Below are 15,624 nucleotides of genomic sequence, written 5' to 3'. Positions count from 1 at the left end.
CACGACCACCACACTGAGCGAAACTTCACCGAATACAAGGGATCACGATGAGCAGGCGTTTCCAGGAACTTGATTGGCGCCCGACCCTGATGGGCGAACTCGTCCTGCGCCGTCGCTGGGATCCCACCGCGGACCGGGACGTACTGGAGATCAAACTCGGCGACGAGTTCCTGATGTCGAACCTGTTCACCGTCGCCGAGGAGGAACTCGCACGGCGGGGACTGGCCGAAGTGGACGGCCCGGACCTCGACATCGCCGTCGGCGGCCTCGGGCTCGGCTACACCGCGCAGACCGCGCTGGCCGACCCGCGAGTGCGGTCCTTGTCGGTGGTGGAGGCGCTTGAGCCAGTGGTCGAGTGGCACCGCAACGGCCTCATCCCCACCGACCCTGCCTTGACCGCGGACACCCGGTGCACCTTCGTAAACGGTGACTTCTTCGCACTGCTGCGGTCACCGGGCGGACTCGATCCGAATACACCGGAACGGCGGTTCCACGCCATCCTCCTCGACATCGACCACTCCCCCCGCCACGTCCTGCACCCGAGCCACCAGGAGTTCTACCAACCGGCCGGTCTCCGCCGCCTCACCCGCTGGCTGCACCCCGGCGGAGTATTCGGGCTCTGGTCCAACGACCCGCCCGACGAACAGTTCCTCACCGCACTGGCATCCGCCTTCACCCAGGTACGCGCCGACGTCATCACCTTCGCCAATCCGTTGCAGGACAACGAAGCGACAGCCACCGTCTACGTGGCATCGACCGGCTCCGACACGCCGGGCTCCGTCTGACCCGCGGCCTGGGGCGGCCTTGCTCAGTCCAGTGATTCCAGCGCCGCCCGCACTCCGGTGAGTTGTGTCGGCCAGGCGTCGATGATCGCCCGCCACGCCGCGCGCAGGGACACGTTCTCAGCCAGCACGAAAACGGGGCCCTGGCCCCAGCGGGTCGCCACGACCGTGCCGACACGATCCGCCCCGCCAGGCAGCGGAGCACCTCCCGGCAGGAAGTCCACGATCAGCGAGTACTCGGATTCGTCCACATCGTCCTGCACACCGGCCATCGCGGCGTGATAGCACCGAAGCCCGTTGAAGCCGGCCGGATCGGTCGGAATGGACCGCTTCGGGAAGGCCGCGTTGTACGCCTGCACGGAGAGGAATCTCGCCGGCCTCCGCCGCTCTGCCCTGGTCGCGGTGCCCGTGCCGGCCACCGGCCGGGGTGAACTGTCACTGTTCAGCATGCGCCAACTCTACCCTCACGTCACAGAAGAGTCGCCGGTCATTTTCGGCGCCGGACCGGTCAGGCGAGCTGGACGAGGTCGAGGTAGTCATCGGACCAGTGGTCCTCGGTGCCGTCGGGGAGCAGGATGACCCGTTCGGGCGTGAGGGCTTCGACAGCGCCCGGATCGTGGGTGACGAGCACGACCGCGCCCGGATAGCGACGTAACGCGTCGAGGACCTGCTGGCGACTGGCCGGGTCGAGGTTGTTGGTGGGTTCGTCCAGCAGCAGCACGTTCGCGGCGCCGCAGACCAGTCCTGCCAGCGCGAGGCGGGTCTTTTCCCCGCCGGAGAGGGTTCCGGCGGGCTGGTCCAATTGTCCGCCGGCCAGCAGGAACGCGCCGAGCAGACTGCGTAGTTCCGGAGCTGAGGCCTCCGGGGCCGCGTGGCGCACGTTCTGCCACACCGTGGCGTCGGGGTCGAGGGTTTCGTGTTCCTGGGCGTAGTAGCCGATGCGTAGCCCGTGGCCGGCGACCACCTCGCCGCTGTCGGGATCTTCCTGTCCGCTGAGCAGACGCAGCAGCGTGGTCTTTCCGGCGCCGTTGAGCCCGAGCACCACCACCCGGGAGCCTCGGTCGATGGCGAGGTCGACACCGGTGAAGATCTCCAAGGAGCCGTAGGACTTCGACAGTCCCCTTGCTGTCAGCGGGGTTCTTCCGCACGGCGCGGGTGCGGGGAAGGCGATCTTGGCGACCTTGTCGGAGCGTCGGGTCTCGTCGAGGCCAGCGAGCATCCTGTCGGCGCGTCGCACCATGTTCTTCGCCGCGGTGGCCTTGGTGGCTTTCGCGCCGAGCTTCGCGGCTTGCTGGTGCAGTGCCGAGGCTTTCTTCTCCGCGTTCGCGCGTTCCCTGCGTCGGCGTGCTTCGTCACCGGCGCGGGCGGAGAGATAGCGTTTCCAGTCCATGTTGTACACGTCGACCTCGCCGCGCACGGCGTCGAGGAACCACACTTTGTTCACCACGTCGGCCAGCAGTTCCACGTCGTGACTGATCACGACGAGGCCGCCGGTGTGGTTGCGCAGGAAACCGCGCAGCCACGACAGGGAGTCGGCGTCGAGGTGATTGGTGGGCTCGTCCAGCAGCAGTGTGGTGCCCGAGGGCCCTCCGGCGCCGGTCTCCGACGCGGCGAACAGGATTCGAGCCAGTTCCACGCGGCGGCGCTGCCCGCCTGAGAGGGTCCGCAGGGTCTGCTCCAGAACACGGTCGTCGAGGCCCAGGTTGGCGCAGATTCGGGCGGCGTCGCTTTCGGCCGCGTAGCCGCCGAGCGCGGAGAAGCGCTCTTCGAGTCGTCCGTAGGCGCGCACGGCGTTGTCCCGCTCGCGCTCGCTGGCCAGTTCCGCCATGGCGGTCTGGGCTTTCGTCATTCCGGTGAGCAGTTCGTCGAGCCCGCGCGCCGAGAGCACCCGGTTTCGCGCGGTCGTCGACAGGTCGCCTTCGCGGGGGTCCTGGGGCAGATACCCCGGTTCGGTCGCGGCGTGGACCTGCCCGGCGTAGGGCATGCCCTCACCTGCGAGCACGCGCAGGGTGGTGGTCTTCCCGGCACCGTTGCGCCCGACCAGTCCGATGCGGTCGCCCGGCTGGACGCGCAGCGTGGCATCGGACAGCAGGACGCGTGGGCCCGCACGCAGTTCGAGGTTGGTCGCGGTGATCACACCGAACTCCCAGGGGATCGGAGAAGTGCAAATACTGATGAGCTGAGCCGGTGCTCGAGGGCTGATCGCGATTCAGGCGTCGATGATGACGGGGATGACGACCGGCTGACGGCGCAGCGTCTTGCGTGTCCAGCTTTCGGTGGCACGCACGATCCGTCGTTCGAGGTCAGCGTTGGCGGTGACGTTGCGTTCGGCTGCTCCGGCGAGAATCTTTTCCAGGACCGCTCCGAGGGTGTCGAAGGCGGAGTCGTCGTGCGCGAACCCGCGGGCTATGTAGTCGGGCTCCTCGGCCAGCAGCCCGGTGTCGCGGTCGATCAGGGTGATGACGGTGAGCACACCGTCCTGGCCAAGAGTGCGGCGTTCGGCCAGGGAGTCTTCGGTCAGGACGCCGACGGTGTGGCCGTCGACATAGACCTCGCGAACCGCGACCGCACCGACGGCCGTGGCACGGCCGTCGCGCAGATCGATGACGTCGCCGTTGCCCGCGACAAGCACACGGTCACCAGCGATTCCAGTACTGCGGGCCAGATCCGCGTTCGCCTTGAGGTGCCGTGCTTCGCCGTGCACCGGCAGGACGTTGGCCGGACGCACGATGTTGTAGCAGTAGACCAGTTCCCCCGCGCTCGCGTGACCGGACACGTGCACTTTGGCGTTTCCCTTGTGCACGACGTTGGCGCCTCGCCGTGTCAGACCGTTGATGATGCGGTAGACGGCGTTCTCGTTGCCGGGTATCAGCGAGCTCGCCAGTAGAACGGTGTCGCCGTCACCGACATCGATGGTGTGCCGGCCGCTGGCCATCCGCGCGAGCGCGGCCATCGGCTCCCCTTGCGATCCGGTGCAGATCAGGGTCTGTTCGACCTCCGGAACACGGTCCAGCTCACCGGCCTCGACGATCAGCCCGTCGGGCGCGGTGAGATATCCCAGTTCGCGGGCGACACCCATGTTGCGGACCATCGATCTGCCGACGAAGGCCGCCTTCCGGCCGTGGGCGTGGGCCGCGTCGAGGATCTGCTGGATGCGATGCACGTGGCTGGCGAAACTGGACACGATGATCCGGCGCGGCGCGGTGCGGAACACGGCGTCGATGGCAGGCGCCAGCTCGCGTTCGGAGGTGGTGAAACCGGGCACGTCGGCATTGGTGGAGTCCACGATGAACAGATCGACACCCTCCTCCCCGAGGCGGGCGAACCCGCGCAGGTCGGTGATGCGTCTGTCCAAGGGAAACTGATCCATCTTGAAGTCACCGGTGTGCAGGACCAGACCCGCCGTCGTCCGCACCGCGACCGCGAGACCGTCCGGGATGGAGTGGTTGACCGCCAGGAACTCCAGCGCGAACGGGCCGCGGTCAAGCCGGTCCCCTTCCCGGACTTCGACCGTGGTCGGGGTGATGCGGTGCTCGGCGAGCTTGGCGGACAGGAGACTCAGGGTGAGCCGGGAACCGATCACGGGAATATCGGGTCGCTCCCGCAACAGGTACGGCACCGCGCCGATGTGGTCTTCGTGCCCGTGCGTCAGCACGATCGCCTCGATGCCGGGGAGCCGGTCCCTGATCGCGGACCAGTCAGGCAGGATCACGTCCACCCCGGGCTGATGCTCCTCGGGAAAGAGAACCCCGCAGTCGACGACGAGCAGCGCTCCCCGATGCTCGAACACGGTCATGTTCCGGCCGATCTCACCGAGCCCGCCGAACGCGACGATACGCAAGGCATCGTCGGCCAGGCTCGGAAGCGAGACGACCGGAGGGCGATCCACAGAATTCATACTCTCACGTTACGGTAGGGTTTGACTGCGCCGCGTGGGCCGGGGTCCAGTCAGTCACCAAGCGGCACCTCCGGCAGGTGATCCCAGAGGTCGCGAACGTGGCCGAAGGTGCGCACGGGGAGCCGATCGAGCAGTTGCAACACCTCGTCGCGACTTCCACGTTCGACCGCCGCGGCGACGATCTCCTGTTTCGTCGCCGACGAATCGACAAAAGCGCCACTCACGGCGTCGATGATCTCGATCCTCGTCACTTCAGCCGCGTGTTTCTCGCTAAGGTCAGTCACATCGCGCACACTACCCTGACGTTAGGGTAGGGTCGCGAGGGCGGCCGGTACTTCCGCGGGCACTGCCCCGACGGTGGCCGCGGGTCGCGTTCAACCCCCAGCGCGACGTACCGGCCGTCACCCACAGCCCACCTGCCGCGGTGGCGGCCGATCGCGGGCAGGGAAGGAGACTCGATGTGAGCGACCACATGCAGATCGGCGAGGTCGCCGAGCGCACCGGCCTGTCCCTGCGAACGATCCGGCGATACGAGCAGGTCGGTCTCGTCACCCCCGACACGCGAAGTCAGGGCGGGTTCCGGCTCTACACGGCGGCCGACGTGGACCGGCTGCGCCTCATCCGGCAAATGCGGGCGCTCGGCTTCGACGTCGAGGAGATGCGGGACCTCATCGCCCTGCTGCCACCGGATACGACCGGGTCCGAGCTGGCGCGTGAGCAGCGGCTCACGTTGCTGCACGATTTCAGTGTTCTCACCGATCATCGGTGCGCTGATCTGCGCGCCAGGCTCGATGCCGCGTGCGAATTCGTCACGACCTTGCGTGAACGCCGGGCCGCGCTCGTCGCCGACACCCACGAGGACAAGGTGCGCCACAGCCTCGTGACAAGACAAGGACACGGTTGAGCACATCGAATCCCATGGTCGAGATCCCCTCGATAAGCGTGTCGTGGTACCGCGAGATGACCGAGTTCGCCATGGCCATGCCCGCCTGGGCGCGACTCATCACCGCAATCGGGACCGACGTCGTCCTCATCGCGTTAGCCGCCAGAATGGTGTGGTCGTGGTGGCGCGCGCGACGGGATGACACCAGCGCGCTGTCCCTGACTCTGCTGGGCCCAGTCGCCACCGTGGCGGCGTATGCGGTGAGCGAGGGGATCAAAGCCGCGCTACAAGAGGAACGCCCCTGTCGTTCCTTGTCACAGGCGACGATCGTCGCCTGTCCCGTGCAGGGTGATTGGTCGTTTCCCAGCAACCACTCGGTGATCGCGGGCGCCGCCGGGGCCGCGGTCGTGCTTGCCCGCCACTCCGCCGTGTTCTGGGTCGTTCCGACAGCGTTGCTCGCGGCGGCATCGCGCGTGCTCGTCGGCGTCCACTACCCACACGATGCGGTGGCCGGCCTGGCATGTGGTGTAGGCATCGCACTTCTGGTCATGCTGCCGCTGCAGAGGCCGATGGCCCGGCTTGTCAGCCATCAGCGCTCGCGTCAGCGCTACCAGTGGCTCATGGCGGCGCCCCGAGCGCAGCACGTCAACGACGACAGGAGACCCGCCATGACCGGTAGCGATCCCCCGACCGTGCACACGAGAGAAATGGCGCTGGCGAGCAGCCGAACCGTTGAATCGCCCGCGGAGCCCGAACCGGCCGGCCCACCCCGGCCCGCACAGGGACGAAACGAGGACGGTTCCCGATGACGATCCGACTGCACGTGGCCTGGTCCGACGCCGGACGCAACCGCCACCTTCATCTTCAGGCCATCACGCGCGCCGTATCCCTGCTATTGAAGGCCGAGCCGGACCATGCGGTGTGGCCGCCGGGCATCGGGTCCGGCCGTGTCGCGGTCGTCCGGGGCCACGACCGCGACAGCCGCCAGGTCCGCGACGCCGTACGCGCGGCCGTGCTCCATCACGAGTGGTCACTGCTCGATGTGCCGGCAGTGCCGGAGTTCGGCCGGATCCCTGTCGCCGGTGACATCCGTTTCGTGGTCGCCGGACATATGTCCCTGCTCGCCGCCGCTCGGCGGTGCGCCGCCTTCTGGCGGTGCGGGGTGCTCACTCCCGCCACGGCCGCGGCGATCGCGACCACGGAGACTCTCACCCTGCAGCCGACTCCGGCCGCGGCCATCTCCACCTCGTTCGACTGGTACGACCATTGCGCCGACAGCTGGACACTCACGGGCGACATCGGCCTCCGCCCGGCCACCGGCGAGTGGACACGAGCCACCGATGTTCTCCTGGGCCCGAGCGCTGAAGGACTCCTCGTCACGACGTCAAACGACGACACCGTCCAGCAGATACGTGAGCCACTGACGATCCAGATCGAGCACTCCACCAGCGGGACGCTCGACGGCCACCAACAGACGTTTCCCAGCGGGGAATACACCTGCGCACCCCAGACTGCTCGGTTCTACCAGCTTCTCGGACCCGCCGAACAGGCCTGGGATTCCGACGGGAAGCCGGTGAGGTGAAGGATCACCTCACCGGCAGGTGCTCCCGTCATGAGCAGACCCAACCTACAATACTCTAACGTGAGGGTAGATTCTGGGTGTCGGGAGAAACCCTTGATCGAGACCCGGAGGAGCGAGTGTGACGACAGGTAACGCAGTCCAGGCCGAACGGTCCGAGGTGGTCGCCGAGGCGGGCCGTCGCCGGACGTTCGCGGTCATCAGCCACCCCGACGCCGGCAAGTCGACGCTGACCGAGGCGCTGGCGCTGCATGCCCAGGTGATCTCGGAGGCGGGCGCGGTGCACGGTAAGGCCGGACGGCGCGGGGTGACCTCGGACTGGATGGAGATGGAACGCGCACGCGGGATCTCCATCACCTCCGCCGCGCTGCAGTTCGTCTACGGCGACACCGTGATCAACCTGCTGGACACCCCGGGGCACGCGGACTTCTCCGAAGACACCTACCGGGTCCTCTCGGCCGTCGACTCCGCCGTCATGCTGCTCGACGCCGCCAAGGGCCTGGAGCCGCAGACGCTGAAGCTGTTCGACGTCTGCCGCTACCGCGGGATCCCGGTGATCACCTTCATCAACAAATGGGACCGGCCCGGCCGGGAAGCCCTGCAGTTGTGCGACGAGCTCACCGACCGGATCGGCCTGCAACCCATGCCGCTGACCTGGCCGGTCGGGACGGCCGGACACCTGCGCGGCGTCCTCGACGTCTCGAACGGGGAGTTCGTCCGGTATCGCCCCACCGCCGGCGGGGCGACCGTGGCGCCGGAGGAGCGGTTCAGCGCGTCGCAAGCGGCGACAGATCTCGAGACCGAGTGGGCACAAGCCGAGGAGGAGTCGGAGTTGCTGCGCTCCGCGGGAGGCGAGTTCGATGTCTCCCGGTTCTTCACCGCCACCGCGACCCCGGTGCTGTTCGGCGCGGCCGTCCGTAACTTCGGTGTCCGCCATCTGCTGGATCTGCTGGTCGAGCTCGCGCCGCGGCCTGCACCGCGCGCGGACGCCGACAGCCGGATCCGCGCCTTGGACGCGCCGTTCTCGGCGTTCGTGTTCAAGGTCCAGACCGGAATGGACCCCGCGCACCGCGACCAGGTGGCGTTCGCCCGGGTGTGCTCCGGGGTGTTCGAGCGCGGCATGGTCGTCACCAACGCCACCACCGGCAAGCCCTTCGCCACCAAATACGTGCAGCAGGTGTTCGGTCAGCAACGCTCCACAGTGGACACCGCCTATCCCGGAGACGTCATCGGGCTGGTCAACGCCACCGCGCTGCGAGTGGGCGACACGCTGTACTCCGGCAAGCCCGCCGTGCGGTTCCCTGGCCTGCCCAGCTTCGCGCCCTCCCATTTCGCCGTCGCCCGGCCCACCGACCTCGGCCGTGCCAAGCAGTTCCGCAAAGGGGTCGAACAACTGGGCGCGGAGGGTGTGGTCCAGGTGCTGCGCTCGGACCTGCGCGGTGACGCCGCGCCGGTGTTCGCCGCCGTCGGGCCGATGCAGTTCGAGGTCGCCGCGCACCGGATGGCCGCCGAGTTCGGCTCACCGATCCGGCTGGAACCTCTGTCCTATCAAGTGGTCCGGCGCCTCGCCGAGCCCGGCCAGCGTTCCATCGTCGACAACGGACGGCGCAGCGAAGTCCTCGCCCGCCTCGACGGCACCGACCTGGCCCTGTTCGCCGACGAACTGGCCATGCGGGTCATGCTGCGAGGCAATCCCGAGCTGGTGCTGGAATCCTTGGTCGCGGAAGGCGGCTGAGCAACGTGTCAACCGTGTTCAGCGGGATTATTTTCCTGCTGCGGCCGGGCGTTTCCGCTGGGGGCGGGTGGTTGTGAGGTGGGAGCGCAGCAGTGCGGCGAACTCCTCGGCGATGGCCAGTTTCGCCCGCAATTCCTCACATGCCTTCTCGGCGGTCTCGCTGAACTCCGCCAGCCGGGCGGCCGGGTCCTGGATGTCCGGGCTGCCGGGGGCAGGGTCGAGGATCGCGAGCAGGTCACGCATCTCCTCCAGCTGGAACCCCAGTGGCTTCATGCGCTTGATCAGCTGCAACCGGTCGATGTCCGGCTCGGTGTAGAGCCGGAACCCGCCCTGGCTGCGCGCGCTGGGAACGACCAGCCCGACTTCCTCGTAGTACCGGATCGTGCGCAGCGACAGCCCGGTGCGCTCGGCCACCTCGCCGATCTGCATCTGCTCGCCCACACCGATTCCTTCCTTCGACCGAGTCATCCACGATAATGCACGCGACGGCCCGGCTACGACGCCTTCAACAGTACTCTCACGTAACAGTATTGCCGCAGGTGACAGCAGCCCGCTCCCGACGAGCGGAACCTCACCCGAATCGTCGGCGAGACGTCCATCACGACGGCGGCACGAGCCGACCGCGCACCGCGCTACCGTGATCATCGCCCTGGACACGGCCATGCGCCCAGGAACCGCAGGCGCCTGAAGGCTGCGGTACCCGGTGTGGCGATCAGCACGCCGTGCCGGACCACCCGTGCGGAGCCCGACAGCTCGCACCATCGGCCGACCGAACCGTCTCCGAACCTGCCGGAGCACCGCCGCCACCGTGCGGTCAGTGTGCCCGTGCCCGGCCACGACCAGGAAGGATCACTTCGTGCCCACCGGCCCTGCTCCCGCCGTGGCGTCCACCGTTCCGGGGCGGGCGCACTTGCCCCGGGTGATCGCCGCGGCCTCGGTCGCGCTCGCTCTGACCGCACCCGGGCAGACCGCGGCGGTGTCGGTGTTCGTCGACCCGATCATCGCCGACCTCGGCGTGTCCCGATCCGCGGTCTCCACCGCCTACCTGATCGGGTCCCTGTCCGGCGCGTTCGTCATGCCCTTCCTCGGCCGCCTGATCGACCGCTACGGGCCCCGCCGGATCATGGCCGCGATCGCGGCCTGCTTCGGCGCCATCCTGATCACCGCGACCGCGGCCAGTGAGATCACCGGACTGACCGCCGCGTTCATCGGCATCCGGATCGGCGGCCAAGGCGCCCTCAACCTCGTCGCCACCACCACCGTGGCCATCTACGTACACCGCCGCCGAGGCTTCGCCATCGGAGTCGCCTCCGCGGTCGGCACCGCCGGGATCTCCCTGGCGCCGATGCTGCTCGAACGGCTGATCGCCGACTGGGGTTGGCGCTCTGTCTGGGTCGCCGAGGGATTGGCCGTGTGGATCCTGGTCATTCCGGCCGCCCTCTTCCTGCTACCGCGTCGGCCTCCCACACCCCCGACCGGCGACGAGGCGATCGAGGCTTCGCGTGGGAGCGCTCTGCCGCCGGTGGACTGGACTTTGGGCCAGGCGATGCGCACCGGCATGTTCTGGGTCGTCACCGCCGGAATCGCCGTGTGTGCCCTGGTCACCACCGGGCTGAACTTCCACCAGCAATCCCTGCTCGGCGAACGTGGCCTCACCGCCACCGAAGCCGCCGCGACCTTCCTGCCCCAGACCATCGCCGGCCTGATCGCCACCTTCGGCCTCGGCTGGCTCGCCGACCGCTTCTCCGACCGCGTCCTGATCATCACCACCATGGGCACCCTCGCCCTCGCCACCGCCGGAGCGGGCTGGCTCAGCCCAGGATTCACCGCCGTGCTCTACGGTCTCGCCCTCGGCGCCTGCGGCAACGGCATCCGCACCCTCGAAGCCGTCGCCTTCCCCCGCTGCTTCGGCTTGCGCCACCTCGGCGCGATCCGCGGCGTGGTGCACTCGGTCACCGTCGGCGCCTCCGCCTTCGGGCCCCTCCTGCTCGCCCTCGGCCGCGACCACGCCACCACCTACCGCCCCATCCTCTACGCCATGACCGCACTCCCCCTCGCGGTCACCATCGCCGGAGCGCTCGTGCGCACCCCGCCACCGGTACCCCGTGCTCGTCAAGCGTGACAGCGACAGGGAATCGCCTTTAGGATCGTCGGCACGGCATCGCACGTCGGTTACCGGCTGGGTGAGGCGCGGAGGTGCCGGTGACATGCCCGTTGGAGGCATCGCACTGTGTCAGCACAAGTCGAACTGAACCACACGATCGTTCCCGCACTGGATCGCCAGAAATCCGCCGAATTCCTGGCACATATCCTCGACGTGGAAATCGGGACGGCCTGGGGACCATTCCTCCCGATCGAACTGAGCAACGGCGTCCGGCTGGACTTCGCGACCATCCCGCCCGAGGACGTCAAGCTCCAGCATTACGCGTTTCTGGTGCCAGAAGAGGACTTCGACGGCATCCTGGAGCGGATCAAGCAAGCCGATATCGGCTACTCGGCCGACCCCCAGGGCACCCAGCCCGGACAGATCAACCACAACCACGGCGGCCGTGGCGTGTATTTCCTCGATCCCGCAGGCCATGGCCTGGAAGTCATCACCCGCCCTTATGGCTGGGATTTGACCGAAGCCGCAGAACGCTAACGCGGATACCGTGCCGGGACGTGAGTTGCACGTCCCGGCACGGGCTCCGCCTTCCGGCCGTTACGCGGCGACCGCGGTGTTCTGGATGGCCGCGACCCACCACTGTCCATCCTTTTTGGACAAAGTCCAGGTACCGATGTTGCTGCGCGTGCCGTGCTCGGTTTTCACCGGCTGCCGGACGAACGCGAGAGCGACGCCTGCCGCGGGGAAGGTGATGCGGTCGATCTCGTACCAGGTGCGGATGCCTTCGGCATGGTGTTCCAGCCGCTCCTGGTGATAGGCGTGGATGTCGTCCCAGCCGGTGAACCGCACGCCGTTCACCGCGGTGAAGACGATGTCGGCGGTGAACCGGGCATCGAACTTCGCCGCGTCGTGTTCGGCGAACGCGGCCTCCAGCTCCGCGAAGATCGCGGTGATCGCGCGGATGTCCTCCTCGCCGCCGGGGATGTCATGGGCGAGCGGGCGAACCGTCATCAGGACTCCTTCGAATACGTCACGGATGCTGAAACCCTCGTGGCCAGCAGGATGAGCAACACGATGCCGGCGAGACCGGCCGCGGCGAGGAACCCGGTGGTGATCGTGGTCGCCCCGATCAGCGGCCCCAGCAGCAACGGGGAGCAGAACTGCCCGGCGAACGATCCGGTGGCCGACAACGCCACCGTCTGTCCCCGCAACTCCGGCGGCGCGGCCTCCCCGACCAGCACGGTCAACGCGGGAAAGGCCAGCCCGTTCCCCAGCCCGAACAGCATCGGCGCCACCGCGATCACCGCGGGCGTGTCCGTGACGCCGAGAAGGACGAACGTGCTCACCCACAACGCCGCCGACACGCGCAACAGGACGTCGTAGCCCAGCCGCGCCTGGACTCGCGCATACAGCAGCCCGACCACGCTCATCGCCACCGCCGAGCCCACGGTGAACAACGAGACCAGGAACGGCTCGGTAACCCCGACCTGCGCCAGCCGCTGCGGCAAGAACACCGCCAGCGCATACATCAGCAGCGCGGTCGTGATCATCAGCCCGTACAAGCCCAGCAGCGCCGGACGTGCCCGCAGCAGCGCGAGGACACCTCCGGTCGCCGTGCGCTCCGACGTCTGCGGGCGGGAGTTCGGCAGCGCCAGCAGGGTCGCGACACCCAGCGGGACACCGACCAGGTAGACCGCGAACGCGGCGTGCCAGGAGACTCCGCCGACGGCGCCCGCCAGCAGAGGCCAGACCAGCCCGCCCAGGCTCGTGGTGGTCGAGCGCCAGCCCATCACCCGATCCCGCACCGGCCCGCGATAGAGCGCCAGCAGCGCGACCGTCGTGCCGCTGAACACCGTCGCCGCCCCGACGCCGAACACCAGGCGGCTCGCGATCAGCACCGGATACGAGGTGATGAACAACCCCGCACCACCCGCGAGCCCGTAGAGAACCAGCCCGCCGGCCAGCACCGGACGGACACCGAGACGGTCGATCAGCCAGCCCACCAGCGGGCTGGACACCGCGATCGCCAGCCCGTGCGCCGTGATGATCAACCCGGCGGCCGTGCCGCTGACACCGAGATCGGTCCGGATGACTTCGAGCACCGGCATCACCGTCGATCCGGCCATCACCCCGAGCGTCGACCCGAACAGCAACACCACCAACGCCGGGCGGTTCCCCACCGCGTGCTCGACCGGGGCCGAGGTCGTCATCCGCACACCTCCAGCTACTCAGTGCAAAAGTACACTCAGTTGCAATTGTTCTCCAGTGTCGTTTGATTCCGAGATGCGTTCGGCTACGCTGACCAGCGATGACGACTCCGATCGACCGCACGCTCCCGCTGCGCGAGCGCAAGAAGCTGCGTACACGCCGCGCGCTGGCCGACGCCGCCTTGCGGCTGTTCCTGGACAGGGGCTTCGACTCCGTCACCGTGGATGAGCTGGCGGCCGAAGCGGAGGTGTCCAAGCGCACCTTCTACGCCAACTACACGTCCAAAGAGGACGCCGCCCTGTCCGCGGAACTCGAACTCTGGGACGCCTATGTCGCCGAGATCAACGCTCGGGACCTCCAAGGTCCCGTTCTCACCGCACTGCGCGAGTCGTTGAGCTCCGCGCTGTCAGGCCTCGGAGAGGACTGGGCACACCGCTTCCTGCCCACGCGCGGACTCGCCGCCCGCACGCCCGCGCTGCGGAACCACAGCGTGCTGCTGTCCATGCAGGTCCAGGACACCCTCGTCGAGATTCTCGAAACCAAACTCGGAATCGACAGCCGCGACGACGTCCGTCTCCGGCTTCTCGGCGAGTTCGCCCTCAGCTCTTGGCGCTGTGGAGCCAAAAACTGGATCCGTACCCTGCGCGGCCACCACGACTTCGCCAAAGCCGGCGGCATCGACACACTCGTCCAGCGTGTCGAGGAAGCATTCGACGCGATACCGGACAGTTTGACGCTGACCACTCAGGCCTGAAGAGAACAGCGGCACGGTTGTTAGAGTTGCGTCAAGACAGGTAGACGGAAGGAGACGGTGATGTCCAGCCGCTTCTCTTCGACGGTCTTGCGAGTTCTCGCCTCTGCCGCGGCACAGCTGGAGCAGCTGGAGCACCGGCCGATCGGCACGAACGGCTACGTCAGCACGTGGGGCGCGATCACCAGCGTCTGCCCACCGTACGAGCGCTGAGCCGACCGCTCCCCCGCGGCGGCCTGCCATCGGCGGAATAGCCGATGCGCGCCATGCTCCCTTCCGCATCGTCACGGAGACGCTCTCTTCATGCTTTCTGCTTCCCGGATCACCCATGCCCTGCGTTCTGACGCGGTCAGCGGTTCCTTGCTCATCGGTGCCGCCGTACTCGCGCTGGTCTGGGCGAACTCGCCGCTCGCCCCGGCCTACGAATCGTTGCGTTCCTTCACCATCGGGCCAGATGCCCTCCACCTCAACCTGTCGGTCGAAACATGGGCCGCGGACGGACTGCTGGCCGTCTTTTTCTTCATCGTCGGCAACGAACTCAAACAGGAGCTCGTCCACGGCGAACTCCGTGATCCCCGCCGCGCCGCGCTACCGATCGCCGCCGCGCTCGGCGGAGTCGTCGTGCCCGCGTTGGTGTTCCTCGCCGTGAACGCGGCCACCACCGGCGAAGAGATCGGAGGGTGGGGAATCCCGATGGCCACGGACATCGCCTTCGCCCTGGCCGTGCTCGCCGTGATCGGCAAACACCTGCCCAGTCCATTGCGGACGTTCCTGCTCACCCTGGCCACCGTGGACGACATGTGCGCGGTCCTCATCATCGCGATCGCCTACACCAGCGGCCTGAACCTCATCGCCCTCGGCGCCGCCGTGGCAGGGCTCGCGGTCTTCGGCTACCTGCAGAACGGCACAGGTCGAGCCGTCACGTGGATGCGGGCGCGCGTGCCAGGACGGCTGTTGTTCGGTCCGCTCGCGGTCGCGATCTGGGCCTTGATGCACACCTCAGGCGTACACGCCACCATCGCCGGGGTCGCCATGGGACTGCTCATGCGCACCCGCCCCCGCCTCGGCCAGACCATTTCTCCTTCCCACCGCACGGAAACGGCGCTCCGACCGTTCTCCGCCGGCATCGCGCTACCCGTGTTCGCACTGCTGTCGACAGGCGTGTCCCTGACCGGCGCGGGCGGTTTCTGGACCTCCACCATCACATGGGGAGTACTCGCCGGACTCCTGGCCGGGAAGTTCGTCGGGATCTTCGGAGTCTCCTGGCTGACCGCCCGTTTCACCAACGTCCATCTCAACCCCCGGCTCGCCTGGACCGACATCGCCGGAATCGGGATCCTCGGCGGAATCGGCTTCACCGTCTCCTTGCTGATCGCCGAACTCTCCTACACCGACGACACTCACCTGACCGACGCCAAAGGCGCCATCCTGCTCGCCTCGGCCGCTTCCTCGATACTCGCCGCCGCCGTACTCGGACGCCGCAGTAGGCACCACCGCAGGCTCGCGCACCCCGCTGGCGACCAGACGGAGCCGGCAACGCCGACACAGACATAAAACCCATGCACCGCATCCCCTCAACCTGCCGAGGTCGCCAGACCATCCTCTGCGCGACGGAGGTCTGGGGGCATGTTCTGCTGGATCCGCACTCTCCTCGGCCACCGCCACGACTTCGCCAAAGCCGGCG

General features: G+C 67.9%; 17 protein-coding genes. 10 read left to right on the top strand and 7 right to left on the bottom strand.

Annotation, left to right across the window (positions count from 1 at the left end; all coding sequences use genetic code 11):
- Nucleotides 1-47: 47 nt before the first annotated feature.
- A complete protein-coding gene (locus AC069H_RS27745; protein WP_478226931.1) occupies nucleotides 48-785 on the top strand; it encodes a spermidine synthase in 738 nt (245 codons plus the stop codon).
- Between the two features lie 23 nt (nucleotides 786-808).
- Here the strand turns inward: AC069H_RS27745 and AC069H_RS27740 are convergent, their stop codons facing one another.
- From AC069H_RS27740 to AC069H_RS27725, 4 genes are all read right to left on the bottom strand, one after another.
- Nucleotides 809-1,231, bottom strand: coding sequence for a hypothetical protein (locus AC069H_RS27740; protein WP_478226930.1), 423 nt, complete (start codon nucleotides 1,229-1,231; stop codon nucleotides 809-811).
- A 59-nt stretch (nucleotides 1,232-1,290) separates the two neighbouring features.
- Nucleotides 1,291-2,919: an ABC-F family ATP-binding cassette domain-containing protein gene (locus tag AC069H_RS27735; protein WP_478226929.1), complete on the bottom strand. Its 1,629-nt coding sequence runs from the start codon at nucleotides 2,917-2,919 to the stop codon at nucleotides 1,291-1,293.
- 72 nt (nucleotides 2,920-2,991) lie between these two features.
- Nucleotides 2,992-4,680, bottom strand: coding sequence for a ribonuclease J (locus AC069H_RS27730; protein ID WP_478226928.1), 1,689 nt, complete (start codon nucleotides 4,678-4,680; stop codon nucleotides 2,992-2,994).
- Between the two features lie 50 nt (nucleotides 4,681-4,730).
- Nucleotides 4,731-4,931, bottom strand: coding sequence for a DUF2795 domain-containing protein (locus AC069H_RS27725; protein WP_478234307.1), 201 nt, complete (start codon nucleotides 4,929-4,931; stop codon nucleotides 4,731-4,733).
- Between the two features lie 209 nt (nucleotides 4,932-5,140).
- Here AC069H_RS27725 and AC069H_RS27720 point away from each other — a divergent pair, with 209 nt between their 5' ends.
- The 4 genes from AC069H_RS27720 to AC069H_RS27705 all read left to right on the top strand — a co-directional run bounded on the left by AC069H_RS27720 (nucleotide 5,141) and on the right by AC069H_RS27705 (nucleotide 8,877).
- The gene (locus AC069H_RS27720) at nucleotides 5,141-5,584 is read left to right on the top strand and encodes a MerR family transcriptional regulator (RefSeq protein ID WP_478226926.1); all 444 of its coding nucleotides are present in this window, start codon (nucleotides 5,141-5,143) and stop codon (nucleotides 5,582-5,584) included.
- A 14-nt stretch (nucleotides 5,585-5,598) separates the two neighbouring features.
- Nucleotides 5,599-6,372 carry a phosphatase PAP2 family protein gene (locus AC069H_RS27715; protein WP_478226925.1) on the top strand — a complete coding sequence of 258 codons (774 nt, stop codon included), beginning with the start codon at nucleotides 5,599-5,601 and terminating at the stop codon, nucleotides 6,370-6,372.
- Nucleotides 6,369-7,145 carry a hypothetical protein gene (locus AC069H_RS27710; protein WP_478226924.1) on the top strand — a complete coding sequence of 259 codons (777 nt, stop codon included), beginning with the start codon at nucleotides 6,369-6,371 and terminating at the stop codon, nucleotides 7,143-7,145. The genes AC069H_RS27715 and AC069H_RS27710 overlap by 4 nt, the downstream gene beginning before the upstream one ends.
- 118 nt (nucleotides 7,146-7,263) lie before the next feature.
- Nucleotides 7,264-8,877 (top strand): peptide chain release factor 3, encoded by a 1,614-nt coding sequence (locus AC069H_RS27705; protein WP_478226923.1) that lies wholly within the window; start codon nucleotides 7,264-7,266, stop codon nucleotides 8,875-8,877.
- A 27-nt stretch (nucleotides 8,878-8,904) separates the two neighbouring features.
- On the opposite strand, the gene AC069H_RS27700 is transcribed toward AC069H_RS27705, so the two are convergent.
- Nucleotides 8,905-9,318: a MerR family transcriptional regulator gene (locus tag AC069H_RS27700; RefSeq protein WP_478226922.1), complete on the bottom strand. Its 414-nt coding sequence runs from the start codon at nucleotides 9,316-9,318 to the stop codon at nucleotides 8,905-8,907.
- 415 nt (nucleotides 9,319-9,733) lie between these two features.
- Between AC069H_RS27700 and AC069H_RS27695 the strand changes: the two genes are divergently transcribed.
- Nucleotides 9,734-10,999 carry an MFS transporter gene (locus AC069H_RS27695; RefSeq protein ID WP_478226921.1) on the top strand — a complete coding sequence of 422 codons (1,266 nt, stop codon included), beginning with the start codon at nucleotides 9,734-9,736 and terminating at the stop codon, nucleotides 10,997-10,999.
- Between the two features lie 108 nt (nucleotides 11,000-11,107).
- The gene (locus AC069H_RS27690) at nucleotides 11,108-11,518 is read left to right on the top strand and encodes a VOC family protein (protein WP_478226920.1); all 411 of its coding nucleotides are present in this window, start codon (nucleotides 11,108-11,110) and stop codon (nucleotides 11,516-11,518) included.
- A gap of 60 nt (nucleotides 11,519-11,578) precedes the next feature.
- On the opposite strand, the gene AC069H_RS27685 is transcribed toward AC069H_RS27690, so the two are convergent.
- Both AC069H_RS27685 and AC069H_RS27680 read right to left on the bottom strand, forming a co-directional pair.
- Nucleotides 11,579-11,992, bottom strand: coding sequence for an SgcJ/EcaC family oxidoreductase (locus AC069H_RS27685; RefSeq protein WP_478226919.1), 414 nt, complete (start codon nucleotides 11,990-11,992; stop codon nucleotides 11,579-11,581).
- Nucleotides 11,992-13,191, bottom strand: a complete 1,200-nt coding sequence (locus tag AC069H_RS27680) for an MFS transporter (protein ID WP_478226918.1) — start codon at nucleotides 13,189-13,191, stop codon at nucleotides 11,992-11,994. The genes AC069H_RS27685 and AC069H_RS27680 overlap by 1 nt, the downstream gene beginning before the upstream one ends.
- Before the next feature lie 98 nt (nucleotides 13,192-13,289).
- On the opposite strand from AC069H_RS27680, the gene AC069H_RS27675 reads away from it, so the two are divergent.
- The 3 genes from AC069H_RS27675 to nhaA all read left to right on the top strand — a co-directional run bounded on the left by AC069H_RS27675 (nucleotide 13,290) and on the right by nhaA (nucleotide 15,494).
- A complete protein-coding gene (locus AC069H_RS27675) occupies nucleotides 13,290-13,943 on the top strand; it encodes a TetR/AcrR family transcriptional regulator (protein WP_478234306.1) in 654 nt (217 codons plus the stop codon).
- A 60-nt stretch (nucleotides 13,944-14,003) separates the two neighbouring features.
- On the top strand, nucleotides 14,004-14,153 hold the full coding sequence (locus tag AC069H_RS27670; RefSeq protein ID WP_478226916.1) for a hypothetical protein: 150 nt from the start codon (nucleotides 14,004-14,006) through the stop codon (nucleotides 14,151-14,153).
- A gap of 90 nt (nucleotides 14,154-14,243) precedes the next feature.
- Entirely contained in the window at nucleotides 14,244-15,494 is a 1,251-nt protein-coding gene (gene nhaA / locus AC069H_RS27665) for a Na+/H+ antiporter NhaA (RefSeq protein WP_478226915.1), read from the top strand.
- Nucleotides 15,495-15,624: the final 130 nt, after the last annotated feature.

The organism is Amycolatopsis sp. NPDC043887 (genome assembly GCF_056435665.1).
Note: the sequence above shows the minus strand (reverse complement) of the source record. Positions and strands in the feature narration are given on the sequence as shown.